Raw genomic sequence first — 25,161 nt, forward strand, 5'->3', positions numbered from 1 at the left:
CGACCGTCACCGCAAGTCAGGAGAAGTACGTGACCAGCACACCCAGCGCATCGGGCGCCGCCGGGTCCCCGGGAGTCGCCGTCATCGGCTACGCCTTCATGGGCAAGGCCCACTCCCACGCATGGCGCAACGTCGCGGCTCTCCGCCCCGGTGCTCCCGGCGTGCGCCGGCAGGTCATGGTCGGTCGTGACGCCGACGCCGTGGCGGCCGCCGCGGGACAGTACGGCTGGGCCGAGTCGGCCACCGACTGGCGCGCCGTGCTCGAGCGGGACGACATCGACATCGTCGACGTCTGCGTCCCCGGGCACCTGCACGCCGAGGTCGCGATCGCTGCGCTCGAGGCCGGCAAGCACGTCATCGCCGAGAAGCCGCTGGCCAACACCATGGCCGAGGCCGAGAAGATGGTCGCCACCGCCCAGGCCGCCCGCGAGCGCGGCGTGCACTCGATGGTGGGCTTCAACTACCGCCGTGTGCCGGCGCTCGCGCTGGCCCGCCGCCACGTCGCCGAGGGTCGCCTCGGCGAGGTGCGGCAGGTGCGCGTCTCCTACCTGCAGGACTGGCTCGCCGACGACGCCGCGCCGATGACCTGGCGGCTGCGCCGTGAGCTGGCCGGCTCGGGTGCGCTGGGCGACCTCGCCTCGCACGCCGTCGACCAGGTGCGCTTCCTCCTCGGCCAGGAGGTCACCGCCGTCAACGCGACGACCCACACCTTCGTGGGGCAGCGCACCGGCGCCGACGGCCCCGAGGAGGTGACCGTCGACGACGCCGCGTGGGGCACCCTGCGCACCGACGGCGGCGCGGTGGTCAGCCTCGAGGTGACCCGCATGGCGACCGCTCGCAAGAACGCCCTCGGCATCGAGGTCTACGGCAGCGAGGGAGCCCTGCGCTTCGACCTCGAGTCGCTCAACCACCTCGACGTGTGCCTCGACGGCGCCGACAACTTCACCCGCCAGCTCGTGACCGAGCAGGACGACCCCTACATCGACGGCTGGTGGCCGCCCGGGCACGTGCTCGGGTGGGACGCCACCTTCACCAACCAGGCCGCTGACTTCCTCGCCGCGCTCGCGGCGGGCCGGGCGCCGACGCCGTCCTTCGAGGACGGCCTCGCCGTCCAGCGGGTGCTGGCCGCGATCGAGGCCAGCTCCGCCCGCGGGGGCAGCTGCGTCGAGGTCGACGCGCGACCTCTCTGAGGCCGTCGCTGCGCGTGACGGATCCCACGTGACCGCCCCCGCCGGATCCGGCGGGGGTGCGGCACGATGAGCGCCATGACTGCTCCCGGCAAGACCAACGCTGGCAACTTCTTCGAGGACTTCACCGTCGGTCAGGTCATCGAGCACGCCACCCCGCGCACGGTCACCGAGGGCGACCGGGCGCTCTACGGCGCGATCTACCCGACGCGCTTCGCGGTCCCGTCGTCGGCGGAGTTCGCCGCGTCGGTCGGCCTCGCGCCCCACCCGGTGGAGGAGCTGGTCGGCTTCCACGTCGCCTTCGGCAAGACCGTCCCGGACGTGTCGCTCAACGCCGTGGCCAACCTCGGCTACGCCGAGTGCCGCTTCCACCGGCCGGTGGTGCCGGGCGACACGCTGCGCACCCGCTCGGAGGTCATCGGGCTCAAGGAGAACTCCAACGGCCGCACGGGCGTGGTGTGGGTGCGCTCGACCGCGACCAACCAGCGTGGCGAGGTCGCGATCGACTGGGCGCGCTGGGTGATGGTCCACAAGCGCTCCGCCGGGTCACCGGCGCCCGAGACCGTCGTACCGTCCCTGGCTCCGGCCGTCGCCCCCGAGGACCTGGTGGTGCCCGCCGGCCTCGACTTCTCGTCGTACGACGTCGTGGCCGCCGGTGAGCCGCACCGGCTCGGCGACTACGCGGTGGGGGAGCGGATCGACCACGTCGACGGGGTGACGCTCACCGACGCGGAGCACATGATGGCCACCCGCCTGTGGCAGAACACCGCCAAGGTGCACTTCAACACCGACGCCCGACCCGACGGCCGGCGGCTCGTCTACGGCGGCCACGTGATCTCCCTGGCGCGGGCGCTGTCCTTCAACGGCCTCGCCAACGCCCAGCTGGTCGCGGCGATCAACGCCGGCGCGCACGTCTCACCTGCCCACGCCGGTGACACGGTCCACGCCTGGTCGGAGGTGCTCGACACCACCGAGCTCGACGCGCCGGGCGTCGGCGCACTGCGCCTGCGGCTGGTCGCCACGAAGGGCCGCGACGAGGCGATGACGCTGCGCGGCGAGGACGGGAAGTACGCCGACGGCGTCCTGCTCGACCTGGACTACTGGGCGCTCGTCCCGCGCTGACGCGCGAGCAGGTCGTCCGCGACCGCAGCCAGGGCGGCGTCGAGGCTGTCCACCGGGGCGACGCCCAGCCGGGACAGCACCGTCCGGGCCGCGGCGAGCAGCTCCTCGTCGGTCGCGTCGTCGGGGGTGCGTCCGTCGCGGGGCGGCGCCGGCAGCAGGTCGTCGAGGTCGCCCACGACGTCGTACGAGCCGGCGCGCAGGTCGGCGACGATCGCCGCCGACCGCTCCAGCACCCAGGGATGGTGCCGGGCGGGGAGGACGAAGGACTCACGCGGCGCGCAGCCGACCAGCGCCTCGGGGACGAACGTCCCCTTCACGTGGCGGGTGAGCTCCGGCGACCGCTCGGCGCGGGGGAGGCGCTCGTTGACCCGGCGCAGGAGCTCGGCCTCCACGAGGCCGAGGGAGTCGTTGGCCCGACGGGCCTCGGTGTCGAGGCCGGTCACGTCGACGCCGAGGACCGAGGCGGTCCGCAGCCACAGCTCCTCGCGCGGCGCGTCCGGGGCAGGTACGACGACGAGGTGGGCGCGCCCGGCGGGGAGGCCGGCCGACCAGAGCGCGAGGATCGCCGGCACGTCCTGGTAGCGCCAGAACTTCTGGTCGTCCTCGTCGCGCCGCACCGTCGCGAGGAAGCGGCGGTAGCGCTGGCGGGCGCCCATCTTGACCCGCTGCTGCCACGCCGATGGCAGCACCCGGCCCAGGTCGCGGGCCGTGACGACCACGTGCACCTCGTCGGCGGTGCCCGCGAGGTCGGCGAGCGCGGCGGCGGCCGACTCGGCGGGGGAGTCGGAGAAGTGCTCGTTGGTGAGCAGAACGTCGCCTGGCCACGCCCGGGTCTCCTCGACCAGCCGGTGCCACGCGTCGCGCTCGCGCGGGGTGAACGTCTCGACGACGGCGGTCATCCCCTTGACGAGGGCGGCGGCGGCGAAGTGGTCGCGACGCCGGCCCGGCAGCAGCAGACCGCGACCGCGCAGCTCGTCGCGGTGCCGCCACCACAGGTCCTGCAGGAACGAGGTGCCGGACTTCGCCGTGCCGACGTGGAGGAACACGCGGCGAGCCATGGCGGTGACCCTACTGGAGGGCGGCAGACTCGATCCGTGGCCTGGGACCCCGACTTCTTCTACGACACCTACCCGCGACTCGAGGCGGACTTCGCGGCGCGCCTCGACGAGAGCCTCGCACCGCGGGACCCGTCCGTGCTGCTGCAGGTGGTGCGCGAGCTCGACCTGCGTCCCGACAGCAGGGCCGTCGACGTCGGCTGCGGCGAGGGCACCCACGCCGTCCGGCTCGCGACCCACTTCGGCTTCCGCGTGCTCGGCATCGACCCGGTGCAGCGCCACCTCGACCTCGCCCGCGCCACCCGTCGCGACCTCGTGCCCGACATCGCCTCGCGCCTCGCGTTCGAGCGCGGCACCGCCACGCACGTGCCGGTGGCCGACGCCTCGATCGACCTGGTCTGGTGCCGCGACGTGATGGTCCACGTCGATCACCCCGACGACGCCTTCGCCGAGTTCGCCCGCGTGCTCCGCCCGGGCGGTCACGTCGTCGCGTTCCAAGCCGTGGCGACCGAGCTGCTCGGGGACGAGGAGGCCGACGAGCTCTTCGACGTCATGGGCGTGGTGCCCTCCTCCGCCGAGCCGCGGGTGATCGACGACGCGATCGCCCGGTCGGGCCTGGAGGTGGTGGACACCATCGACCTGTCCAGCGAGTGGGGCGAGTGGTCGCAGGAGCACGACGGCAGCGGGGGCCGCGCGCTCCTGCACCTGGCGCGGCTGCTGCGCGAGCCCGCGCGCTACCGCGCCGAGTTCGGCGACGCGGCGTACGACGTGATGGTGGGCGACTGCCGCTGGCAGGTCTACCGGACGATCGGCAAGCTCGGCGCGCGGATCGACGTGCTCCGCAAGGGTTAACCGCTCGACCCGGCTTGTCGGCTTTGGCAGGGTGGGGGTTCCGACCGTTCATCGACCCAGGAGGACCTCATGGCCGATCAGGACCCCAACGCCGACATCAAGGCGAAGATGCGGGAGGCCCTCGATCGCAAGAAGGGCCACGACCACCCCGACGACACGGCAGGCTCCCGGGAGAAGGCCCACGGCTCGGAGATCAACGACAAGAACGTCGCCAAGCCGATGCACCGCCGCAAGGCCGGCGGCGGCGGCGCCTGAGGTCGGGCACCGTCACCGGCGCGCGCCGGCGGGCACCTCGTCCGCCGGCGCGAACGCCTTGGCCAGCCAGAAGAGGGACACCACCAGCACGAGCGGCACGGCGAAGCCGATCCTCAGCGAGCTGGAGCCGACGACTCCCGTCATCACGGCGCCGAGCAGTGCGCCGGCGTAGTTGAACTGGTTGAACCGCGCCACCACGGCGTCCACCCGGGCCCGTCGCGTCGCCGGGTCGGCGTCGCGGCCGGCCTGCGCCGCCGCGGCCGAGAAGCTCAGCGGAGCCACCACCGCCACGCCGCAGCCGAGGAGCGTGAAGCCCAGGACGGCGACCGGCCACGACGGCGCCGCGACCACGACCGTGAGTGCGACGAGGGCGATGCCCGCCCCGATCCGGAGCAGGCGCACCGCGCCGACCCGCTCGGTCAGGCGGTCGCCGGCGATCCGGACGATCCCGCTGGCCACCAGGTAGGGGAGCGTGGCCAGGGCGACCAGGCCCTCCGGGGTGTCGAACTCGTCGTCGAGGTAGACCGGTCCCCAGGTGGCCGCGGCGGTGTCGACGGTGTAGAAGACGACGAGCGCGAGGCCGACCGTCACGATCGCCCGCCACGGCACGTCGGTCTCGGTGCTGGTGGCCGCCGCACCGTGGTCGCGGGGGAGGTACGGCGCCATGGTCGCCGCGAGTGGGAAGACGGCGACCAGCGCCACCGCCGGCCACGGGACGTCCCCGGTGGCCAGGGTCACGACCGCGCCGACGATGCCGCCGAGCGTCCAGGCCCCGTGGCACGAGGGCAGCACGACGCGACCCCACCGGTGCTCCAGCGCGACCGCCTGCATGTTGCCCGTCGCGTCGACGAGGCCGAGGCCGACGCCGTACGCCGCCAGGCCGACCACGAAGACGACGGTCGTCGGGGCGAGGACGGCCGTCGCGACCGAGACCGCCACCACCAGCAGGCCCGCGCGCAGGACCGCGGCGCTGTCGAGGCGCGGGGCGAGCCGCTCGGCGACGAGCGAGCCCACCCCGGCGAGCAGCACCATCATCAGCAGCACGCCCGAGAGCTCGAGCTCGCCGAGGTCCCAGCGTTCCTGGAAGCGCGGCAGCCGCGTGGTGAGGCTGATGAACACCAGCCCCTGCACGGCGAACGCGGCGGCGATCGCCCACCGGGCGCGGCGGAGGTCGACCGTCGTCATGCCCAGCATGGTGGCAGCCCGGCCCGGCGCCCGTGGCAGACTCGCGGACATGTCCAGCACAGGTCCCGAGCTCTGGGTGGTCCGGCACGGCGAGACCGAGTGGAGCCGCGACGGCCGGCACACCTCGGTCACCGACCTCGTGCTCACCGAGTCCGGCGAGGAGGCGGCCACGGCGCTGGCGCCCCGGCTGGCCGAGGCGGAGTTCGACCTGGTCCTGACGAGCCCGCGCCGACGCGCGCGTCGTACGGCCGAGCTGGCCGGCTTCCCCGCCGCGGAGGTGGACGAGGACCTCGTCGAGTGGGCCTACGGCGACTACGAGGGCGTGACGACCGAGGAGATCCGCGAGGACGTGCCCGGCTGGACGGTCTGGACGCACCCCACCCCCGGTGGGGAGACCGCCGACGAGGTGTCGGCGCGGCTGGACCGCGTGGTGCGGCGCACGCGCGAGCACGACCGCTCGCTCGTCTTCGCGCACGGTCACTCGCTCCGCGTCCTCACCGCCCGATGGCTGGAGCAGACCGCCGCCAAGGGACGGTTCTTCAAGCTCGACACCTCGACCGTCTCGGTGCTCGGCTACGAGCGCGAGCACCCGGCCCTGCTGAGCTGGAACAGCTGACGTGCGGATCGACCTCCACACGCACTCCTCGGCGAGCGACGGCACCGACACCCCCGGTGACCTGGTCCGCGAGGCCGCGGCGGCCGGCCTCGACGTCGTGGCGCTCACCGACCACGACGCGATGTCGGGCTGGACGGAGGCGCAGGAGGTGGCCGACGAGGTCGGCATCACGCTGGTGCCGGGCCTGGAGATCAGCACCCGCTTCGGCCACTGCGGCGTGCACCTGCTCGGCTACCTCCCCGACCCGACGCACCCGGCGCTCGTGCTCGAGCTCGACCGGATCCTGGAGGGGCGCACCGCCCGCACGCCCGCGATCGTCGGCGCCCTCCGCGCGCACGGCATCGACATCTCCGAGGACGACGTACGCCGTGAGTCGGGCGGGTCGGTGGCCGCGGGCCGTCCGCACGTCGCCGACGCGCTCGCGCGGCTCGGGGTGGTGCGTGACCGGACCGAGGCGTTCGCGACCCTCCTGAGCCCCGGGCAGCCGGGCTACGTCAACCGCTACGCGTCCGCGCTGGAGGAGATGATCCCCCTCGTGGTCGCCGCCGGAGGCGTCGCGGTGATCGCGCACCCGTGGGGTCGCGGCAGCCGGTCGGTGCTGTCGGCGGAGGACCTCGCTGAGCTGAAGGACCTCGGTCTCGCCGGGATCGAGGTCGACCACCAGGACCACTCCGCCGCCGACCGCGCCGAGCTGCGCGGCATCGCCACCGACCTCGACCTCGTGGTGACCGGCAGCAGCGACCACCACGGCCTCGGCAAGGTCGACCACGACCTCGGGGTCAACACGACCGACCCCGAGCAGTACGAGCGGCTCCTGTCCCTGGCTCTGACGTCATGAGAATCGGGGGTTCGAACCCGCGATTCGCATGACGTCCGGTCAGGCTCGCACCATCCGCCGCTCGAGCCCGACGTCCTCACGCTTAGTGGTGCCGTCGAAGGCGAACCCGTGGCGCTCGTAGAAGCGGATCGCGCGAGCGTTGCCGTCGAGGACCCAGAGGTAGGCGGGGGAGTCGCCGATCGCCGCGTCGAGGAGCGCGTGCCCGAGCCCGGTGCCGGACGACGACGCCCGCACGTAGAGCGCCATCACCTCGAGCGGCGGCAGGGCGTGGTCGGCGTCGCGGCCGCTGCCGGTGCTGGAGAAGCCGAGCAGCCGGTCGTCGGGCGCCCACGCGAGCAGGTTGTCGCTCGAGCCGTTGGCGATGATGCCGCTCCAGCTCGCCACCCGCTCGGCACGGCGCGCGCGGCGCTCGGCGAACACGGACGCCGGCATCAGGTCGGCGTACGCCTCCTCCCAGACGTCGAGGTGGAGGTCGGCCAGTGCCTCGGCGTCGGCCACCTCGGGCGGGACGATCCGCACCGTCACCGGCGACCCATGCCCTGCGTGAGCCGGAGCACGCGGTTGGGGATGGCGGTGGTGAGCAGCCTGATCGTCTTGTACTGCGCACCGGGGATCGAGTAGGCGCGGGCCTTGTCGAAGTCCTTCAGCGACTCGCGCACGAGGAAGTCGACGTCGAGCCACATGAAGCCCTCGCCGCGCTTCACCTGCATCCGCTGGTGGAACTCGGTCTTGGTGAAGCCCGGGCACAGTGCCATCACCTTCACCCCGCGCGACCGGTACTCCAGATGGGCCCACTCGCTGAAGCTGTTCACCCACGCCTTCGACGCGGAGTAGGTGCCGCGCGGGAGGAAGGCGGCGACGCTCGAGACGTTGATGATGCCGCCGTGGCCACGCTCGGCCATCGCACCGAGGGCGGCGTGGCTCAGCCGCAGCACGGCCGTGACCAGGACCTCCAGCATGGCCGTCTCGTCGTCCGCGGTGTTGTCGAGGAAGCGCTGCTTGAGCCCGAAGCCGGCGTTGTTGACGAGCAGGTCGACCGGTCGGTCGCGGTCGGCGAGGCGGGCCTCGACCGTGGCGAGCTGTGCGCGGTCGGTCAGGTCGGCGACCAGCACCTCGACCTCGACCCGGTGGGCGCGGCGCAGGTCCTCGGCCACCTGCTCGAGACGGGCGGAGTCGCGCGCCACGAGGACGAGGTCGTCGCCGCGGGCGGCGAGCTGGACGGCGTACTCGTGGCCGATGCCGGCGGTGGCCCCGGTGATCAGTGCAGTGCTCATCGGGCCAGCATTTCAGGACCCGGCGCCCGCGTGCGACCCGGTCCGGCACAATTGCCCGCAATGAGCACCAAGAGCCGGGGAGCGGCCCCCGTCACGCTGGCCGTCGCCAACCAGAAGGGCGGGGTCGCCAAGACCACGTCCGTCGCCTCGATCGGTGCCGCGCTGGCCGAGCTCGGGCACCGGGTGCTGCTGGTCGACCTCGACCCGCAGGCCTGCCTGACCTTCTCCCTCGGCATCGACCCGGAGGACCTCGAGGTCTCGGTGCACCACGTGCTGACCCAAGGCGTCGACCCGATCGACGTCATCCTCGAGACCGACGAGGGCGTCGACGTCCTGCCGGCGACCATCGAGCTCGCCCGTGCGGAGGCCGACCTGCTCACCCGCACCGGCCGCGAGCACGTCATCAAGGGTGCGCTCGAGCAGCTCGCAGAGGACCTCGAGGACTCCGAGGTGGGGGCCTACGACTGGGTGCTGCTCGACTGCCCGCCCTCGCTCGGCGTGCTGACGGTCGCCGCGCTGACCGCCGCGGACGGTGTGCTGGTGCCGCTGCAGTGCGAGACCCTCTCGCACCGGGGCGTGGGGCAGCTGCTCGACACGGTCCACGACGTACGCCGCTTCACCAACCGTGGCCTCGAGGTGTGGGGCGTGCTGCCCACCCTCTACGACGGCCGCACCAACCACGCCCGCATGGTGCTGGAGACGATCAGCGAGACCTACGACCTCGAGGTCGTCGAGCCGCCGATCCCCAAGACCATCAAGTTCGCCGAGGCTCCGGCCGCCGGCCGGTCGATCCTCGCCACCAGCCGCAGCAGCAAGGGCGCCATCGCCTACCGCGAGGTCGCCCAGAACCTGGTCGAGCGGGCCTCCCGCCCCAAGAAGAAGGTGGCGAAGAAGCCCGCTCGCGCGAAGGAGTGACCCGGAGGCCGGCTGGTCAGGGGGGTCAGGACTGGGGGGTCTCGACCGACTGGCCGCCGCGGGTGCGTCGACGGTTGCGGTTGCGGCGGCGCGGGGCGTCGCCCGACGTGGAGCCCGACTTCTCGCCCGACGTGGAGCCCGACGCGGAGTCGGAGCGGTCCGACCGGCCGGAGCCCGAGCGGTCCGAGCCCGAACGACGCTCGCGCGGGGCGCGCTCCTTCTTCTCGACCGGGGCGGGGTCGACGATCCGGCCCTTGGTGCCGGCCGGGATGCCCTGGTCGTGGAAGAGGTGCTCGGAGGTGGAGTAGGTCTCCTGCGGCTCGGGGAAGGGCAGGTCGAGCGTCTTGTTGATCATCTTCCAGCGGTGCAGGTCCGCCCAGTCGACGAAGGTGATCGCGATGCCCGAGGCGCCCGCGCGGCCGGTGCGGCCGATGCGGTGGACGTAGGTCTTGTCGTCCTCGGGGCAGGTGTAGTTGATGACGTGGGAGACGCCGCGCACGTCGATGCCGCGGGCGGCGACGTCGGTGGCGACCAGGACGCGGATCTTGTCCTCGCGGAACTTCGCCAGCGCCTTCTCGCGCGCGACCTGGGCCATGTCGCCGTGCAGCGGCGAGGCGCTGAAGCCGCGCTCGGCCAGGTCGTCGGCCACCCTCTGCGCCTGGCGCTTGGTGCGGGTGAACACGATGATCTTCTCGGCGTCCTCGGCCTGGAGGATCCGGCCGATGATCTCGGGCTTGTCGAGGTCGTGGGCCTGGTAGATGAACTGCGCGGTGGCCGGCACCATCGTGGTGTCGTAGGACGACTCGGCGCGGATGTTCATCGGGTGGCGCATGTGGATGCGGGCCAGCGACACGATGGCGGCCGGCATCGTGGCCGAGAACAGCATCGTCTGGCGGGTCTCCGGCGTCTTGGAGATCAGCGTGATGACGTCGGGCAGGAAGCCGAGGTCGAGCATCTCGTCGGCCTCGTCGAGGACGAGGGCGTGCACGTGGGAGAGGTCCAGCGCTCGGCGGTTGGCCAGGTCGATGAGGCGGCCCGGCGTGCCGACGACGATGTCGACGCCGGCGTCGAGGGCCTCGAGCTGCGGCTCGTAGCCGACGCCGCCGTAGACGGTGAGGACGCGCAGGCCCATGTCCTTGCTGGCCAGGCTCAGGTCGTTGGACACCTGCAGCGCGAGCTCGCGGGTCGGGGCCACGATGAGCGCCTGCGGCTTGCCCTGCGGCAGGTCGGCGTAGGCCGGGTTGGACGGCGCGATCGAGCGCTGCATCACCGGGATGCCGAAGGCGAGGGTCTTGCCGGTGCCCGTGCGGGCCTGGCCGATGAGGTCGGTGCCGAGCAGGGCGACCGAGAGGGTCATCTCCTGGATGGCGAAGGGGGTGGTGATGCCGGCGCGGTCGAGCGCGTCGCAGATCTCGGGCAGCACGCCCAGTTCACGGAAGGTGGTCACGAAGTGTCGCTCTCTGATGAGTCGGGTTGTCCCACGCGTATGCGGTCAGCCCACTCGAGAGCCCCTGCGGGCAAGTGCCGACCGCGCACATACAGGCGGCCACCGGCTGATGCGTCGGCGGCTCGGTCACCATGATGCTATCGCTAGGCTGCGAACATGACGGAATCGCCCGACGAGGACTACCGCCGTGCTGCAGTCGACCTCCTCGGGGCCATCGCCTACGGCGAGCTGTCGGCGTTCGAGCGCCTCGTCGAGGACGCCAAGATGGCGCCCGGGATCGACGACAAGATCGCGATCGGGGCGATGGCCACCGCCGAGTTCGGGCACCTGCAGAAGCTGGTCGAGCGGCTCGCGCAGCTCGGCGCCGACCCGGCCGAGGCCATGCAGGCCTTCCGGCCCAGCTTCGACAGCTTCCACGCCCACACGGCGCCGTCGGACTACTACGAGGGCCTGATCAAGGCCTACGTCGGCGACGGGCTCGCCGCCGACTTCTACCGCGAGATCGCGGCCTACCTCGACGCCGAGACCCGCGAGGTCATCATCAGCTCGCTCGAGGACACCGGGCAGACGGCTTTCATCGTCGAGCGCGTACGCACCGGGATCGCCGAGGACCACCGCCTGGGCGGTCGACTGGCGCTGTGGGGCCGTCGGCTGATGGGAGAGGCCCTCACTCAAGCGCAGCGCGTCGCCGGCGACCGCGACTCCCTCACGGCGCTGCTGGCCGGGGGAGTGGACCGCCCGGGCCTCGACCTGGCCGCGCTGGGTCGCATGTTCAGCCGGCTGACCGAGCTGCACGCGGCCCGGATGGCCGAGCTCGGGCTGGACGCCTGACGCCGGTCGCCCGCTCGCGTCCGCCGAGACGTGACGAGGCCCCGCATCCGTCGGATGCGGGGCCTCGTGCTGTCGTGCGGGTCGATCAGAGCCGCGAGCGGCTGCCGGTGTTGCGGCCGGTCACCGTCGAGGCGATGACGACCAGGACGGCCGCCGTCAGGATCGCGACGATCCAGCGGACCCAGTCGATACCGCCCGAGCCGTCGCCGCCGAAGAGGGAGTAGATCCAGTAGCCCAGCAGCACGCCGCCGATGCCGCAGAGGATCGTGAGCCAGATGGGGATGTTGTCCTTGTCGCCCGGAGCGACGAGCTTGCCGAGCAGTCCGATGATCGCGCCGATGATGAGGAGGACGATGAGATCTACGACCATGATGGGCCACCTTTCTTTGCCACGAGCTCGTGACGGGAGTGCCGGCAGTGTGTGCCGGCTTCTCCATCATGTTCCCCCCAGGACCCGGTATCAATCACCGCGCGCCCCTAGGGAGGGGGTGTCATCACCCCGGGTGGTGAGGCGTCAGCGGAAGCCGACGGTGCTGGCGGTCGGGGAACCGAGCTCGATGTAGGCGATCTTGTCGGCAGGCACGACGACCGAGCGGCCCTTGGTGTCGGCCAGCCGGAGCACGCCGTTGCCGGCCAGCGCCTCGGTCAGGCGGGTCTCGATGTCCTCGGGCGTGCTGTCGGTGTCGAGCACCAGCTCGCGCTGCGCGTGCTGCACGCCGATCTTGACCTCCACGATGTTGCTCCTCAGCTCAGGGGTTGGGGGTACGTCTTGATGATGCCGGGTCAGTGGTCGCCGGGTCAGTGGTCGTCGGTCATCGGGTAGCCCCGGATGCCGCGCCAGGCCAGACCGGCGATGAGGTCGGCGGCGTCGTCCTGGGCGATCTGCCCGCCGCCCGCGAGCCAGAACCGCGCGGACACCTGGGCCATTCCCACCAGGGACACCGCGAGCAGCTCCGAGGCCTCGTCGGGAAGGCCGGTGTCGGTGCGGATCACGTCGGCGATCATCGACGCGCACTCGGTGGTCACCCGGTCCACGCGCTCGCGCACGTCGGGCTCGCTGGTGAGGTCGGACTCGAAGACCAGCCGGAACGCGCCCTCCTCGGACGCGACGTAGCTGTAGAAGACCTTCATCGTCGCCGTGACGCGGTCCCGGTTGTCGTTGGTGGAGGCGAGCGCTTCGCGGCAGTTGTCGATGATCAGGTCGCACGAGGTGTCGAGCAGCGCGAGGTAGAGGTCGAGCTTGCCGGGGAAGTGCTGGTAGAGGACCGGCTTGGACACCCCGGCCCGGTCGGCGATGTCGTCCATCGCGGCAGCGTGGTAGCCCTGCGCCACGAAGACCTCGAGCGCGGACTCGAGCAGCTGCACACGGCGCTCGCGGCGCGGCATCCGACCGCCGCGCGGTCGGGGGTGGGCGCCGTGGGACGTGGTGTCGGTGCGGCCTGCGGTCACGTCGTACTCCTGGGTAGGGGATCGGCCCGAGCCTATCCGCAGCCCTCGTCCGCGCCGCGTCCGCATCGCGGGACCGGACAGGCGCTTCAGGGGCCCGCGGGGAACATGGACGATGGCGGTGCTGTTGCACCGACACCCGAGTCAAGGAGAAGACGTGTCCCAGCAAGCAGTGCCTGCGCTTGTCGAGCCGGCCGCCGAGCTCACCACCGACGAGGTGCGCCGCTACAGCCGTCACCTGATCATCCCCGACGTGGGCATGGCGGGACAGAAGCGGCTGAAGAACGCCAAGGTGCTCGTCATCGGCGCCGGCGGTCTCGGCTCGCCCGCCCTGCTGTACCTCGCCGCGGCGGGCGTCGGCACGCTCGGGATCGCGGAGTTCGACGAGGTCGACGAGTCCAACCTGCAGCGCCAGATCATCCACGGGATGTCCGACATCGGCCGCTCCAAGGCCGAGTCCGCCCGGGAGTCGATCGCCGAGGTGAACCCCTACGTCGAGGTCGTCGTGCATGACGAGCGCCTCGACAACGACAACGTGCTGCAGGTCTTCGAGGGCTACGACCTGATCGTCGACGGCACCGACAACTTCGCGACCCGCTACATGGTCAACGACGCCGCCTACTTCCTGAAGATCCCCTACGTCTGGGGCTCGATCTACCGCTTCGACGGCCAGGCGTCCGTCTTCGCCCCGACCCTGACCGACGACGCGCCGTGCTACCGCTGCCTCTACCCCGAGCCCCCGCCGCCGGGCATGGTCCCGAGCTGCGCCGAGGGCGGCGTGCTGGGCGTGCTGTGCGCGAGCATCGGCTCCATCCAGGTCAACGAGGCGATCAAGCTGATCACCGGCATCGGTGACCCGGCCATCGGCAAGCTCGTCATCTACGACGCCCTCGAGCTGGAGTGGCGCAAGCTCAAGGTCCGCAAGGACCCCAGCTGCGCGCTCTGCGGCGAGAACCCGACCGTGACCGGCCTCATCGACTACGACGCCTTCTGCGGCGCCGTCTCCGACGAGGCCGCCGAGGCCGCCGCCGGGTCGACCATCTCGGTCACCCAGCTCGAGGCGATGCTCAAGGAGCGCGAGGAGGGCACCCGCGACTTCGACCTCATCGACGTCCGCGAGCCCAACGAGTTCGAGATCAACCGGATCCCGGGCGCGCGCCTCGTCCCCAAGGGCGAGTTCCTGAACGGCAACGCCCTCGGCGACCTGCCCAGCGACAAGCCGATCGTGCTGCACTGCAAGTCGGGCGTCCGCTCGGCCGAGGTGCTCGCCATCGTCAAGGGCGCCGGCTACGCCGACGCCGTGCACGTCGGCGGTGGCGTGGTCGCGTGGGTCAGCCAGGTCGACCCCAGCCAGCCGACGTACTGAGTCCCACCCCGGTCCCACCCCGCACGCGTCCTCGCATGGCGTGACCCCTTCACCTAGGGTCGCGCCATGCGTGCGTTCGGGGACTGGCCGCCCGGCCTGCGCGCCGTCGTCGCCGTGGCCGGCAGCTGCCTGCTGGTGGTCCTGGTCGCGTGGGCGACGCTGCTCGGTCCCGACGAGGTCTTCACCGGCCCGGGGCCGCGCCCGGCCACCGCCACCACCCCGACGTGCATCCCGCTGCCGGTGACCACGAACGCCGACGGCACGACCACCGTCGAGATCCCGGACGACGTCGCCGAGCGGCCCTACTGCGACCCGCCCCTCGAGTTCGCCGAGGGCGGGGAGGAGGTCGTCGAACGGCCACCGCCGCTGTGGACCAAGGTCCTCATGTGGGTCCTGCTCGCGACGATGGCCGCCGGGATCGCCGCGATCCTGCTGTGGCTCCTCGCGGCCGTCCTGCGGGAGGTCCGGGCGCGCCGCATCCGCACCGAGGAGCGCGAGGACATCAGCTTCGCCGTGCTCGACGAGCCGGTCCGGGTCGCGGAGCAGGTGGCCGCGGACGCCGTCGAGCAGGACACGCTGCTGCGCGAGGGCGACCCCCGCAACGCCATCGTCGCCGCCTGGCACCGATTCGAGGTCCAGGGCGAGCGGGCAGGGGTGGAGCGCCGCGCCTCGGAGACGTCGTCGGAGTACGCGCTGCGCATCCTCGACCTCGCCGACGCGGACGCCGGCCCGGTGAACCGGCTCGCCGAGCTCTACCGCGAGGCCCGGTTCTCCGACCATGCGGTCACCGAGGACCACCGCTCCGAGGCGCTCGCCGCCCTGGCCGGCATCAGGCAGAGCCTGGGGGTCCGGACATGAGCCGTCTCCCCGCGCGGTGGCGTGGCCGGCTGGCCGGTGGCGTCGCCCTGGCGGCCATCGGCTACGTCGTCACGGTCCTGCTCGACATGGACCCGCGCCCTCTGCCGTACGTCGTGTGGTCGGTCGTCGTGCTGACGCTGGCGTTCCTCGTCCTCGACACCGTCGACGTACCCGCCGCGCAGTGGCAGCAGGGTCTGCCGGCGCCGCCGGACCGCGTCGACGAGGCCACCTCCGACCTGCGCGTGCTCTCAAGCCACCAGCAGGCCGACCAGCCCTCCGACGCACTGGCGCGCCGGCTCGTGGCCCTCGCGCGCGAACGCGACCCCGACCTCGCCGACGCGCTCGAACGCGAGCTCGCCGACGCCTCCCGGCTCTCCCCGGCCGACATCGACCGCATCCTGACCCGAATCGAGGACGTCCGTGACGCACACTGATCCCCGCACCGACCCGACCCAGGTGGCGGACTTCGCCGAACGGGTCCTCGACGAGGTGGGCCGCGCGGTGGTGGGCAAGCGCGAGGTGCTGGCCCTCGTCCTCGCCGGCATCCTGGCCAAGGGCCACGTGCTGCTGGAGGACTTCCCCGGCCTCGGCAAGACCCTCGCGGCGCGGTCCTTCGCGCGGGCGCTCGGGCTGGAGTTCTCCCGCGCGCAGTTCACTCCCGACCTGCTGCCGGCCGACCTCACCGGGTCCTACGTCTACGACCAGCGGCGCGCCGAGTTCGACTTCCGCGCCGGGCCGGTCTTCGCAGGCCTCCTGCTGGCCGACGAGATCAACCGCACCCCGCCGAAGACGCAGGCCGCGCTGCTCGAGGCGATGCAGGAGGGGCAGGTGACCGTCGAGGGCCAGACCCACGCGCTGCCCAGCCCGTTCCACGTCCTGGCCACCGCCAACCCGGTGGAGTACGAGGGCACCTACCCGCTGCCCGAGGCCCAGCTCGACCGCTTCCTGCTCCGCGTCGGCTTCGGCTACCCCAGCGCGTCGGAGGAGTACGACGTGCTGCGTCGCCGCCTCGACCGGCAGCGCGAGGAGGTCGACGTCGCGCAGGTCTCCGACGCGAGCGGCCTGGCCGCCGTGCAGGCCGCCGTCGAGCAGGTCGTCGTGGACGAGTCGGTCGCCCGCTACTGCGTCGCGCTCGTGACGGCGACCCGCGACCACGCCGACGTGCTGACCGGCGCCTCCCCGCGCGGCAGCCTCGGCCTGGTGCTCACCGCCCGCGCGTGGGCGGCGATCCGCGGGCGCGACTTCGTCGTGCCGGAGGACGTCAAGGTGGTCGCGCGCGCCGTGCTGGCGCACCGCATCACGGTCAAGCCCGACCTCTGGATGACGCAGGCGTCCGGCACGCGCGTCGTCGACGCGGTCCTGTCCTCCGTGGCGGCGCCGCGCACCCTGGAGCCGCACCGGTGACCTCCTGGCGGCCGACCCCCGCGCTCGTCCGGGCCTGCCTGCTCGCCCTCGGTGGCATCGCCGGCGGGATCGTGCTGGGCCAGGAGGTGCTGGTGGTGCTGGCCGCCCCCTTCGTCGTCCTGGCCGCAGTGGGGCTCGCGTCGCGACCGCGCCAGGCCCCGCGGATCGTGGCCCGCATCGACCACCACCGCCTCCACGAGGGGCAGGGCACGACCTCGCGCCTCGACGTCGACGACCTCACCGGGGTCGAGCACGTCACGCGGGTCGGCGCGCGGACCGCCCACGTCGCCACTTCCCCGACCTACGGGGCGGCGGGCTCGCTCGTCGCCGACGGCCTGCCCGGCCTCGAGTTCAGCCCGCGGCGGTGGGGCCGGCGCGCGGTCGGCGCCGAACGGGTCGCCCTGACCAGCGCGTGGGCCGGGTGGCGCTGGGGTCCGGTCGACCTCCCCGAGAGCGGCCTGGTCGTGCTGCCGCAGCGGGCGCCGTACGACACCCGCGCGGAGGTGCCCCAGCCCGACGGCCTGGTCGGGCGGCACCGGTCCCGGCGGGTGGGCAGCGGCACCGAGCTCGAGGGCATCCGCCGCTTCGCTGCCGGCGACCGCCTCAAGCGCATCACCTGGCCGGTGTCGCTGCGCACCGGCGAGCTCCACGTCATCACCACCCGCGCGGAGCAGGACGCGGGCGTGTGGCTCGTCGTCGACGGCCTGCGCGACATCGGGGTCTCCGGCGGCATCGACGGCGCCGCGAGCACCCTCGACCTGACGGTCCGTGCTGCCGCTGCGCTGGCCGAGCACCACGTGCGCACCGGGGACCGGGTCGGCCTGCTCGTCGTGGCCGGCGACGCTGCGCGGGTGCCGCTGGGGTCCGGTCCGCGTCACCTCCAGCGGCTGCACGGCACGCTCGCCCGGGTGCGGGCGGGGGCGCGCAGCACCGCTCCGGAGCGGCTCGACCTCGGGGCCGGCGCCGGCAGCGTTGTCTATGTCCTGTCGCCCATGCTGTTCACGCCGCTCGTCACCGCGACGGCGAGCCTCCAGCGCCGGGGAGCCTCGGTGGTGGTCATCGACACGCTCGGCGACGCGCTGGACGCCCCCGAGGGGGCCGACCGGCTCGCCCTGCCCACCCTGGCCGCGCGGATGCGGCGGATCGAGCGCGACGACCGGCTGGCCCACCTGGCCGCGCTCGGGACGCCCGTCGTGCCGTGGCGAGGACCCGGCACGCTCGACACGGTGCTGCACCAGCTGGCGCGCCGCGAGCGGGTGCCGAAGGTGCGCACGTGATGCGCCTCCTGCGCCCCGGGGTCACCGTGCCCGTCGTCGCGCTGCGCGCGCTGCTGCTCGTGCTGCCCTGCGCCGCGCTGGCGCTCGCGCTGCCGCAGGTCCCGCACGGGTGGGTGGTCGTCGGGGTCGTGGTGTCCGCAGCGGCGTGGGCGTGGCTCCCCGACCACCCCGTGGGCGTCGCCCCGCTCGTGCTCGTCGGTGGCTGGTGGGCGGTGCGCGACGTCGTCGACTGGCGGCTGCTGGTGGTCGGCGTGCTGCTCGTCGTCGCGCACCTCGCCGCCACCGTGGCGTCGTACGGTCCGTCGACGCTCACCGTCGACCCGCGCCTGGCGCGGCTCTGGCTCGCCCGCGGCGTGCTGGCGCTCGTCCCGCTGCCGGTCGCCTGGCTTGCCGTCCGCGCCTTGGACCCGGGGCTGGCGCCGTCGTGGCTGTGGCTCATGGCCGCCGCGACCACCGTCGCCCTGCTCCTCGTCACCGCCCGCCTGGTCCGTCCGGAGCCGTCATGACGACCGCGGAGGAGCGGGAGCTCTACGCCGAGCTCGTGCTGCAGTGCGCCGAGTCGGTCCCGCGCGGTCGGGCGACGACGTACGGCGCCATCGCGGACGTCGTCGGTGAGCGGCTCGGGCGGGGCGGTCCACGCCTGGTCGGGTCGGTGCTCGCCGCCCAGGGTGGCGGTGTGCCGTGGTGGCGTGTGGTCCGCGCCGACGGCTCCCTGCCGCCCTCGCACGGGGAGGAGGCCCGGCAGGCCTACCTCGAGGAGGGCACCCCGCTGCGGCCCGGCGGGGCCGTGGATCTGACACGGGCGTTCTGGTCGCCGCGCCTCGGGGCACAATGACCGCCATGCTCTACACGGTCGCGCACGGCGTCATCCCCCCGCTCGCCCGTGCCGTGTGGCGCCCGGTGGTCGAGGGGCTGCACCACCTGCCGTCCACCGGCCCCGTCATCGTGGCCAGCAACCACCTGTCCTTCTTCGACAGCGTCGTCATCCCGGTCGTCGTGCCGCGCAAGGTCGTGTTCCTCGCCAAGTCCGACTACTTCACCGGCACCGGGGTGAGGGGAACGCTGACGCGGGCGTGGTTCGAGGGCCTGGGCATGCTGCCCGTCGACCGCGACGACACCAAGGCCGCGATCGCCAGCCTCGACACCGCGCTCGAGGTGCTGCGGCGCGGCGAGGCGTTCGGCATCTACCCCGAGGGCACCCGCTCGCGCGACGGTCGCATCTACCGCGGCCGCACCGGCGTCGCCCACCTCGCCCTGACCGCCGGCTGCCCGGTCGTGCCGGTCGGCCTGCTGGGCACCGAGGACATCCAGCCGGTCGGCGCCAACCGGCCTCGGCTCGGCAAGGTCGACGTCACCGTGCGCTTCGGCGAGCCCATCACGGTCGCGGGGGAGTACGACGGCGTACCCAGCGGTCGCGCGCGCCGCGAGCTGACTGACCGGATCATGGGCGCCATCGCCGGGCTCACCGGCCAGGAGCCGGCCGGCGTCTACAACGAGCGGCCGGCCTCCGCCTGACGCCGCCCTCGGCGACGGCCGTCGCGCCGGCCCCGCTCCCCGAGCGGTGGCCCACCGACGTTCCGGGGCACAGGAATGCAGGTGGGTCACCGCTCCCTGGCGTGTCCCCGACGACACGCTGGTCGGCGGTGGTCCACCTGCATGTCCGCGTCAGGAAGGTGGCTGGGCCACCGCTGCCCGGGCCGCGAGGGCCGCGAGCGCCTTCGGGAAGATCTCCGCGGGCGGGGTGACGAGCCCGGCGCCGACCTGCCCGACGCCGGCGACCGCGCCGGCCATGCCGGTGTTGATCTGCGGCAGGATCCCGGTCCGGCACACCTTGGAGACGTCGATGCCGGTGGGCGTGCCCTGGAACTCCAGCACGGGCACCGACCAGCGGGGGTTCTCCGCGAGCGTGATCTCGTGCATCCGGCGGGTGGTCGCGAGCGCGTCGGGGACCGAGCCGCCGACCAGGCGGACGATCGCAGGGGCGGTCGCCATCGCGAAGCCACCGATGCCGGCGGTCTCGGTGATCGCGGAGTCGCCGATGTCGGGGTTGGCGTCGTCCGGGCCGTAGTCGCCGAGGAAGAGGCCCTCGGCGACCTGGGCCGGACCGGTGAACCACTCGTCGCCCGTGCCGGAGACCTGGATGCCGAAGTCGGTGCCGTTGCGGGCCATGGCGACGACCATCGTCGAACCCGGGACGTCGCGGCCGGCGTCCAGCGCCAGCTTGCACGCAGGCATCGCCAGGTTGAGGAAGAAGTGGTCGTTGCTGCCGACGAAGCGCAGCACGTCGGAGACGTCCTTGGTCCCGAACCCGGCCGTGACCATCGCGGGGGAGAGGTCGCGCAGCAGCATGAGCGTGCCGGCGCGGTTGCGGTTGTGCGCCTCGTCGCCCATCTGCAGCATCTGGGTGAGGATGCCGGTGACGTCGGTGGCCTCCTGCGTGCCGCGCACGGCGGCCTGCAGCAGCGGGCCGAGCACGTCGCCCATCCAGCGCAGGCGGGTGAGGACCTCGGGGGAGTAGGCGCCGTAGCGCAGCACCTTGCCGAGCCCCTCGTTGAGGGAGCAGTACGTCCGGCGACCGGTCGCGCGGTCCTCGAGCACCCACATCCACATCGACGGTGTGACGACACCGGCCATCGGGCCGACCGCGCTGCGGTGGTGGCACGGCTCGAGGCTGACCGAGCTGCCCGACTCGAAGAGGGCGGCGGCGTCCTCGGGGTCGTCGACCAGCCCCTCGAGCGCGGCGCCGCCCATGAGCGCGCCCCGCAGCGGGCCCGAGGTCCGCGCCCACTCGATCGGCGGACCGGCGTGCAGGAACTGGCCCTTCTCGAGGCCGAGCACCTCGGAGGCGGGTGCGACGTCGACGAGGTGGGCCGTGACGCCGAGCATCGCCTCGACCGCCCGGCGGTTGGCGTCGGCCCGGCGGGGGTCGATGGCGACCGTCGCGAGGTCGGCCTCCGTGCCCGGCATCGGCGGGCGCCAGTCGACGCGCTCGACGTCGACGGCCTGGCTGGCCACGGCGTCGGCGAACATGTCGGCGCCGCAGGTGACGACCGTGGGGGTGGTGGCGCTCACTGGCAGGCTCCTTCGATCAGCTGGACCGCGCGGCGGGTGGCCGACGCGTTGGAGAGGTGGACCTCGGCGCCCGCGGCGACGAGGGCATCGCGCTGGGCGTCGCGGCCCTGCGGGTCCAGGTCGGTGCCGACGAGGCTGACGATCACCGGGACCTGCCGGTCCTTCCTCGCCGCCTCGACGGCGGGCGCCAGGAGTGCGGCGGGGTCCGGCTCGGCCCCGTGGCCGAGGACGAGGTCGAGCAGGATCACGCCGGTGGCGGGGTCCGCGGCGGCGCGGGCGAGCTGCTCGTTGCGCAGCGTCGGGTCGATCATCGGGTGCGCCCGCCCCTGGGTCAGGGCGTCGTCGCCGAAGTCGACCATCGTGTGGGTGTCGGCGTGGAGGTCGTCACCCAGGGCGAGGTCGTCGGACAGCGGGATGTTGCTGCGGATCGGCCCCAGGGCGTCGGTCGCCAGGAGCATTGACTCGTCGCAGAGCGTGCCGCCGACGAACAGCCCGCGCAGCAGCGGCCCGGTCGCGGGGCCCGTGTTGTCCGCGCCGTCGACCGGCCACTCCGGCGGGGTGTGACCCAGCCGCTCCAGCACGGCCTCCGCGACCGCGGTGAGGTCGCGCTGGCCGCGTCCCAGCAGGCCGAGCTTGACGGGGGTGCCGAGCGCCTCGGTGTCGCGAGCGAGCGCCTCGGCCACCTCGGGAGCCGGTGGCTTGGACACCACGACGACCAGGTCGACGTCGGGGTCGGCGTCGAGTCGGCGCAGGGCCTCGCGGGTCGCGAGGCCGCCGACGGCTGCCGACAGGTCGCGGCCGCCCACGCCGAGCGCGTGGCGCACACCGACGCCCTCAGAGGTCGCGCCGGCGTGGTGGAGCAGGGCGAGGAGCTGCTGGCAGCCGGTGCCGGAGGCGGCGACGATGCCGATCCGGCCGGGACGCACCGCGTTGGCGAACCCCAGCCCGACGCCGTCGACGACCGCGGTGCCGCAGTCGGGTCCCATGACGAGCGCGCCGCGCGAGGCGGCGTACTGCTTCAGGGCGACCTCCTCGGCCACCGGCACGTTGTCGCTGAAGACCATGACGTCGCGTCCGGCCTCCAGCGCGTCCATCGCCTCGACGGTCGCGCTGGCACCGGGCACCGAGACGAGGGCGAGCGCGTCGGCACCCGTACGACGCAGCGCGCTCGCCGTGGTGCGCGGCGGGGCCACCGTCGTGTCACCGGCCGTCGGCCGGGTGGGCGCCAGTGCCGCGTCGACGGCGGCCAGTGCGGAGGAGACGTCGGCGTCGTCGTCGAGGCGGAGCGCGACGACCATGTCGTTGGGGGAGGAGGCGGGCACGGCGAAGCCCATGCCCTCGAGCACCTCGAGGTTGAGGCCCGTCGCCATCGCGACCTGCGCGGCGACGACGCCGGGGGCCGCCTGGACGGCCCGGCTCACCTGCAGCAGCGTGACCGAGTCGGCGTACGCGCCGCTCCTGAGCTCGACGTGGTCCTTCATGCGACAACCCTCCGGGGTGTGGTGTGGTGCTCGATCGATGTCAGGGCGAGCCCGGCGCCGGCGAGGAGGCCGGCGCCAGAGGTGGCGCCGACGGCGAGGAGCGCGTCGGCGGTGGCGTCAGTGGGTGTGGCGAGCCAGGCGGCGAGCTGGGGCAGTGCCTCGCCGCGGATCGCGCAGTCGAGCAGCGTGGCCGACAGCAGGGTGGTGACGCCCAGGCGTCGGCGGACGGCCGCGGACAGCACGTCGTCCGGCCGGCCGAGCGCGGCGCGGGTCGTGAGCCATCCGGCCAGCACGTCGTCGCCGAGCGGGGTGAGCCCGGGGCCGCGCCCCAGAAGCCGGTCGAGGTGGGCCGGCGCCAACCGGCCGTCGTCCGGGAGGTCGAGCCCGGCCGTCACGGGGTGCGGTCGCCTCGACGCGTCCTGGTCGTGGCGTCCGACGCGGGACACGCGGGGGTCGACGAGGCGGGTGACCCGCACCGGGCGGTCGCCCACCACCAGCTCCCCGCGGTGCATCCGCACCACCGGGTCGAGGACTCCGAGGTCGGGCAGCGTCGACCAGAGCGCGCAGGGCACGCGGGTCGCCGTCGCCGACACCAGCCCGAGGCACCAGCCGTCGAGGTCGACGTACACGGCGGTGCTGCTCGCGTGGACGACCTCACGGGGGCCGTCGGACGCCTCGCGGAGCCGGTCGTGCACCCGTTGCGGTGCCGCAACGGGTATCGGTCCGGACATCACTCCCCAGACGCTAACGGCTCGTGGGACACTCGCGAATGTGAGAACTTGTCGGACCAAGGGGTGAATGTGGGCCAAGACTTGATAAGTGACCCGGAGGCCGTCGCCGCGCTCGAGCGCGCAGACGCCCTCCACACCGCCCTGACCCACATCGTGCTGGAGGGAGGCGACCTCGCCGCGATCGCCCAGGCCGTCGGGGACGCCCTCGGCTGTGGCGTGGTCTTCACCTCGACCGACGGCCGGGAGCGCGCGGCCCACCTCGACGAGGCGCAGCGCGAGGCCCTGGCGGGTGCCGAGCTGCTCGACCCGACCGGACGCCTGCGCGTCGAGCGCATCGACCCCGAGGGCACCGCGGTGGGTCCGGGCGAGGCGCTGCTGCGCCGCGTGGTCGCCGCGGGCGTCGACCTCGCGCGGCTGGTGGCGCTGCGCCCCGACGGCAGGATCCACTCCTCCGACGTGCAGGCGCTGGAGCGCGCCGCGATCGTGGCGGCGCTGCTCGTGACGCGCGTGGAGGCGATCACCGCGGTGGAGAACAAGTACCGCGGCGACTTCCTGCGCGACGTGTTCCTCGGCCGGGCCGGCGAGGAGGAGTACGTCGCCGAGCACGCCCAGGCGTTCGGCTGGCACCTCGGCCGCCCGGTGATGGTCGTGGTCGCGGTGCTCGACCCCGACGCGATGGCCGCCCTCGCCCCCGACCCGGAGGACCGGCGGGCCTGGCAGGACAGGTTCGCCCACGCGTGGCGCCAGGTGTCGTCGACGGTCGACCCCACGATCGCGTCGGTGGCCTTCAGCCGCGAGGTGGTGACCCTGGTGCCGGTCGACCCGTCCGGCGACCCCGCTGACGCCCACGTCGCCGTCGACCGGATCATCGCCGCGGTGCGCGGCGACCGCGGCGGCGGCCGGATCGCGTTCTCGGCCGGGGTCAGCCGGGTCTCGCACGGGCTGGGCGACCTGCCCGAGGCCTTCCGCCAGGCCCAGCGTGCCGTCGAGATCGGCAGGCGCGTGCACGGCGGGAGCTCGGTGACCCGCTTCGACCAGCTCGGGTTGCACCGGCTGCTCGCCCTCGTGCCGGACGGCTCCGAGCTGACGGCGTTCGCCGCCGACGTGCTCGGCCCGCTCGCCGAGCGCACCCCCGAGGCTGCCGACCTCCGCGAGACGCTGCAGGTCCTCCTCGACACCAACTTCAACGTCGCCGAGGCTGCGCGCGCCCAGTTCTTCCACTACAACACGATGCGCTACCGCGTCGGCAAGCTGCAGCGGATCCTCGGCCCCGTGGCCACCGACCCGCACCTGCGCCTCGACGTTGCCGTCGCCCTCCGGGCGCTGGAGATCGTGGGCTGAGGGTCGAGCCCACCGGGCCGGGAGGTCGACGGGGCGTCGGGTCGACAGCGGGGAGGATCGTGCTCGACATTTCACGACGATCCTCCCCGTACGGGATCAGCCGGGATCGGGGAGCGCCGGCTCGCCCAGGGCAGGCCGGCGCTCCCCGTTCCTTGTCGTTCCGAGGGACGCGCCCAGTCAGAGCGCCTTCTCGTAGAACACCCGGACGCGCCCGTCCTCGCCGCCGCGGTGCGTCTCGACGTACCCGATGCGCTCGTAGAGCGCTTGGTTCTCCACCATCGTGACGTGGGTGAAGAGCCGGATGCGGCGGCAGCCACGGGTGATCGCGCGGTCCTCGGCGAGCTCGAGCAGGGCGCGGCCGATGCCGCGGCCGTGGTGGGAGGGGAGGACGGCGACGTTCTCGAGCACCAGCACCGCGTCGTCCGACGGATCACCGGCCAGCACCAGGAAGCCGACGGGCGAGCCGTCGACGCAGGCGACCCAGGTCTCGCTGGACTCGACAGCCGCCGCGTAGTCAGTGTCCAGGGGCCAGGGGCGCTGGCCGCCCATCCGGGACAGGTAGGGCGAGTACGCCGCCGACGCGATGCGCTGCAGCGCAGGCACGTCGG

At 73.4% G+C, this 25,161-nt stretch carries 29 protein-coding genes; 17 read left to right on the forward strand and 12 right to left on the reverse strand.

Going from position 1 to position 25,161, the window contains the following annotated elements; translation table 11 throughout:
• Window positions 1-29 precede the first annotated feature (29 nt).
• Both ACNKF0_RS05850 and ACNKF0_RS05855 read left to right on the forward strand, forming a co-directional pair.
• Window positions 30-1,190, forward strand: a complete 1,161-nt coding sequence (locus tag ACNKF0_RS05850; protein ID WP_416956567.1) for a Gfo/Idh/MocA family protein — start codon at window positions 30-32, stop codon at window positions 1,188-1,190.
• Between the two features lie 75 nt (window positions 1,191-1,265).
• Complete coding sequence (locus ACNKF0_RS05855; protein ID WP_416956569.1) at window positions 1,266-2,309, forward strand: MaoC family dehydratase; 1,044 nt, start codon at window positions 1,266-1,268, stop codon at window positions 2,307-2,309.
• Here ACNKF0_RS05855 and ACNKF0_RS05860 read toward each other — a convergent pair.
• Window positions 2,285-3,367, reverse strand: a complete 1,083-nt coding sequence (locus tag ACNKF0_RS05860) for a hypothetical protein (protein WP_416956571.1) — start codon at window positions 3,365-3,367, stop codon at window positions 2,285-2,287. The genes ACNKF0_RS05855 and ACNKF0_RS05860 overlap by 25 nt on opposite strands.
• A 36-nt stretch (window positions 3,368-3,403) precedes the next feature.
• Between ACNKF0_RS05860 and ACNKF0_RS05865 the strand changes: the two genes are divergently transcribed.
• Both ACNKF0_RS05865 and ACNKF0_RS05870 read left to right on the forward strand, forming a co-directional pair.
• Window positions 3,404-4,216, forward strand: a complete 813-nt coding sequence (locus ACNKF0_RS05865) for a class I SAM-dependent methyltransferase (protein ID WP_416956572.1) — start codon at window positions 3,404-3,406, stop codon at window positions 4,214-4,216.
• Between the two features lie 69 nt (window positions 4,217-4,285).
• Window positions 4,286-4,471 (forward strand): DUF5302 family protein, encoded by a 186-nt coding sequence (locus tag ACNKF0_RS05870; protein WP_299921987.1) that lies wholly within the window; start codon window positions 4,286-4,288, stop codon window positions 4,469-4,471.
• 12 nt (window positions 4,472-4,483) lie between these two features.
• On the opposite strand, the gene ACNKF0_RS05875 is transcribed toward ACNKF0_RS05870, so the two are convergent.
• Window positions 4,484-5,656 (reverse strand): MFS transporter, encoded by a 1,173-nt coding sequence (locus tag ACNKF0_RS05875; RefSeq protein ID WP_416956575.1) that lies wholly within the window; start codon window positions 5,654-5,656, stop codon window positions 4,484-4,486.
• A 49-nt stretch (window positions 5,657-5,705) separates the two neighbouring features.
• Between ACNKF0_RS05875 and ACNKF0_RS05880 the strand changes: the two genes are divergently transcribed.
• Together ACNKF0_RS05880 and ACNKF0_RS05885 are read left to right on the forward strand one after the other, a co-directional pair.
• Complete coding sequence (locus tag ACNKF0_RS05880) at window positions 5,706-6,272, forward strand: histidine phosphatase family protein (protein ID WP_416956577.1); 567 nt, start codon at window positions 5,706-5,708, stop codon at window positions 6,270-6,272.
• Between the two features lies 1 nt (window position 6,273).
• Window positions 6,274-7,110, forward strand: coding sequence for a PHP domain-containing protein (locus ACNKF0_RS05885; protein WP_416956579.1), 837 nt, complete (start codon window positions 6,274-6,276; stop codon window positions 7,108-7,110).
• 39 nt (window positions 7,111-7,149) lie between these two features.
• On the opposite strand, the gene ACNKF0_RS05890 is transcribed toward ACNKF0_RS05885, so the two are convergent.
• Window positions 7,150-7,635: a GNAT family N-acetyltransferase gene (locus ACNKF0_RS05890; protein ID WP_416956581.1), complete on the reverse strand. Its 486-nt coding sequence runs from the start codon at window positions 7,633-7,635 to the stop codon at window positions 7,150-7,152.
• Window positions 7,632-8,384, reverse strand: coding sequence for an SDR family NAD(P)-dependent oxidoreductase (locus tag ACNKF0_RS05895; protein WP_416956583.1), 753 nt, complete (start codon window positions 8,382-8,384; stop codon window positions 7,632-7,634). The genes ACNKF0_RS05890 and ACNKF0_RS05895 overlap by 4 nt, the downstream gene beginning before the upstream one ends.
• 60 nt (window positions 8,385-8,444) lie before the next feature.
• Between ACNKF0_RS05895 and ACNKF0_RS05900 the strand changes: the two genes are divergently transcribed.
• Complete coding sequence (locus ACNKF0_RS05900) at window positions 8,445-9,299, forward strand: ParA family protein (protein ID WP_416956585.1); 855 nt, start codon at window positions 8,445-8,447, stop codon at window positions 9,297-9,299.
• A 25-nt stretch (window positions 9,300-9,324) separates the two neighbouring features.
• On the opposite strand, the gene ACNKF0_RS05905 is transcribed toward ACNKF0_RS05900, so the two are convergent.
• Complete coding sequence (locus tag ACNKF0_RS05905; RefSeq protein WP_416956587.1) at window positions 9,325-10,746, reverse strand: DEAD/DEAH box helicase; 1,422 nt, start codon at window positions 10,744-10,746, stop codon at window positions 9,325-9,327.
• Window positions 10,747-10,902: 156 nt separating this feature from the next.
• On the opposite strand from ACNKF0_RS05905, the gene ACNKF0_RS05910 reads away from it, so the two are divergent.
• The gene (locus ACNKF0_RS05910) at window positions 10,903-11,577 is read left to right on the forward strand and encodes a ferritin-like fold-containing protein (RefSeq protein WP_416956589.1); all 675 of its coding nucleotides are present in this window, start codon (window positions 10,903-10,905) and stop codon (window positions 11,575-11,577) included.
• A gap of 85 nt (window positions 11,578-11,662) precedes the next feature.
• On the opposite strand, the gene ACNKF0_RS05915 is transcribed toward ACNKF0_RS05910, so the two are convergent.
• The 3 genes from ACNKF0_RS05915 to ACNKF0_RS05925 all read right to left on the reverse strand — a co-directional run bounded on the left by ACNKF0_RS05915 (window position 11,663) and on the right by ACNKF0_RS05925 (window position 12,963).
• Entirely contained in the window at window positions 11,663-11,947 is a 285-nt protein-coding gene (locus ACNKF0_RS05915) for a GlsB/YeaQ/YmgE family stress response membrane protein (protein WP_299921967.1), read from the reverse strand.
• Between the two features lie 144 nt (window positions 11,948-12,091).
• The gene (locus tag ACNKF0_RS05920; protein ID WP_416956592.1) at window positions 12,092-12,310 is read right to left on the reverse strand and encodes a DUF3107 domain-containing protein; all 219 of its coding nucleotides are present in this window, start codon (window positions 12,308-12,310) and stop codon (window positions 12,092-12,094) included.
• Between the two features lie 65 nt (window positions 12,311-12,375).
• On the reverse strand, window positions 12,376-12,963 hold the full coding sequence (locus ACNKF0_RS05925; RefSeq protein ID WP_299923185.1) for a TetR/AcrR family transcriptional regulator: 588 nt from the start codon (window positions 12,961-12,963) through the stop codon (window positions 12,376-12,378).
• A 175-nt stretch (window positions 12,964-13,138) separates the two neighbouring features.
• On the opposite strand from ACNKF0_RS05925, the gene moeZ reads away from it, so the two are divergent.
• From moeZ to ACNKF0_RS05965, 8 genes are all read left to right on the forward strand, one after another.
• Window positions 13,139-14,389 carry an adenylyltransferase/sulfurtransferase MoeZ gene (gene moeZ, locus ACNKF0_RS05930; RefSeq protein WP_416956594.1) on the forward strand — a complete coding sequence of 417 codons (1,251 nt, stop codon included), beginning with the start codon at window positions 13,139-13,141 and terminating at the stop codon, window positions 14,387-14,389.
• Between the two features lie 66 nt (window positions 14,390-14,455).
• Window positions 14,456-15,247: a DUF4129 domain-containing protein gene (locus ACNKF0_RS05935; protein WP_416956596.1), complete on the forward strand. Its 792-nt coding sequence runs from the start codon at window positions 14,456-14,458 to the stop codon at window positions 15,245-15,247.
• Complete coding sequence (locus tag ACNKF0_RS05940; RefSeq protein ID WP_416956598.1) at window positions 15,244-15,681, forward strand: hypothetical protein; 438 nt, start codon at window positions 15,244-15,246, stop codon at window positions 15,679-15,681. Before ACNKF0_RS05935 ends, ACNKF0_RS05940 begins: the two co-directional genes overlap by 4 nt.
• Window positions 15,668-16,651, forward strand: a complete 984-nt coding sequence (locus tag ACNKF0_RS05945; RefSeq protein WP_416956600.1) for an AAA family ATPase — start codon at window positions 15,668-15,670, stop codon at window positions 16,649-16,651. The genes ACNKF0_RS05940 and ACNKF0_RS05945 overlap by 14 nt, the downstream gene beginning before the upstream one ends.
• Window positions 16,648-17,928 (forward strand): DUF58 domain-containing protein, encoded by a 1,281-nt coding sequence (locus tag ACNKF0_RS05950; RefSeq protein ID WP_416956602.1) that lies wholly within the window; start codon window positions 16,648-16,650, stop codon window positions 17,926-17,928. The genes ACNKF0_RS05945 and ACNKF0_RS05950 overlap by 4 nt, the downstream gene beginning before the upstream one ends.
• Complete coding sequence (locus ACNKF0_RS05955) at window positions 17,928-18,434, forward strand: hypothetical protein (protein ID WP_416956604.1); 507 nt, start codon at window positions 17,928-17,930, stop codon at window positions 18,432-18,434. Before ACNKF0_RS05950 ends, ACNKF0_RS05955 begins: the two co-directional genes overlap by 1 nt.
• On the forward strand, window positions 18,431-18,763 hold the full coding sequence (locus tag ACNKF0_RS05960) for an MGMT family protein (protein WP_416956606.1): 333 nt from the start codon (window positions 18,431-18,433) through the stop codon (window positions 18,761-18,763). The genes ACNKF0_RS05955 and ACNKF0_RS05960 overlap by 4 nt, the downstream gene beginning before the upstream one ends.
• Before the next feature lie 5 nt (window positions 18,764-18,768).
• A complete protein-coding gene (locus tag ACNKF0_RS05965) occupies window positions 18,769-19,443 on the forward strand; it encodes a lysophospholipid acyltransferase family protein (protein WP_416956608.1) in 675 nt (224 codons plus the stop codon).
• 150 nt (window positions 19,444-19,593) lie between these two features.
• On the opposite strand, the gene ACNKF0_RS05970 is transcribed toward ACNKF0_RS05965, so the two are convergent.
• Genes ACNKF0_RS05970 through ACNKF0_RS05980 form a run of 3 tightly spaced genes read right to left on the reverse strand, consistent with a single transcriptional unit; the run spans window position 19,594 to window position 23,212 of the window.
• The gene (locus tag ACNKF0_RS05970; RefSeq protein WP_416956610.1) at window positions 19,594-21,000 is read right to left on the reverse strand and encodes a DUF1116 domain-containing protein; all 1,407 of its coding nucleotides are present in this window, start codon (window positions 20,998-21,000) and stop codon (window positions 19,594-19,596) included.
• Window positions 20,997-22,481: an FdrA family protein gene (locus tag ACNKF0_RS05975; RefSeq protein WP_416956612.1), complete on the reverse strand. Its 1,485-nt coding sequence runs from the start codon at window positions 22,479-22,481 to the stop codon at window positions 20,997-20,999. The genes ACNKF0_RS05970 and ACNKF0_RS05975 overlap by 4 nt, the downstream gene beginning before the upstream one ends.
• Entirely contained in the window at window positions 22,478-23,212 is a 735-nt protein-coding gene (locus ACNKF0_RS05980; protein WP_416956614.1) for a DUF2877 domain-containing protein, read from the reverse strand. The genes ACNKF0_RS05975 and ACNKF0_RS05980 overlap by 4 nt, the downstream gene beginning before the upstream one ends.
• Before the next feature lie 81 nt (window positions 23,213-23,293).
• Between ACNKF0_RS05980 and ACNKF0_RS05985 the strand changes: the two genes are divergently transcribed.
• Entirely contained in the window at window positions 23,294-24,553 is a 1,260-nt protein-coding gene (locus ACNKF0_RS05985) for a PucR family transcriptional regulator (RefSeq protein ID WP_416956616.1), read from the forward strand.
• 177 nt (window positions 24,554-24,730) lie between these two features.
• Here ACNKF0_RS05985 and ACNKF0_RS05990 read toward each other — a convergent pair whose 3' ends face one another.
• Window positions 24,731-25,156 carry a GNAT family N-acetyltransferase gene (locus tag ACNKF0_RS05990; RefSeq protein WP_416956619.1) on the reverse strand — a complete coding sequence of 142 codons (426 nt, stop codon included), beginning with the start codon at window positions 25,154-25,156 and terminating at the stop codon, window positions 24,731-24,733.
• Window positions 25,157-25,161 lie beyond the last annotated feature (5 nt).

Source organism: Nocardioides sp. T5, from assembly GCF_048161455.1.
GTDB lineage: Bacteria > Actinomycetota > Actinomycetes > Propionibacteriales > Nocardioidaceae > Nocardioides.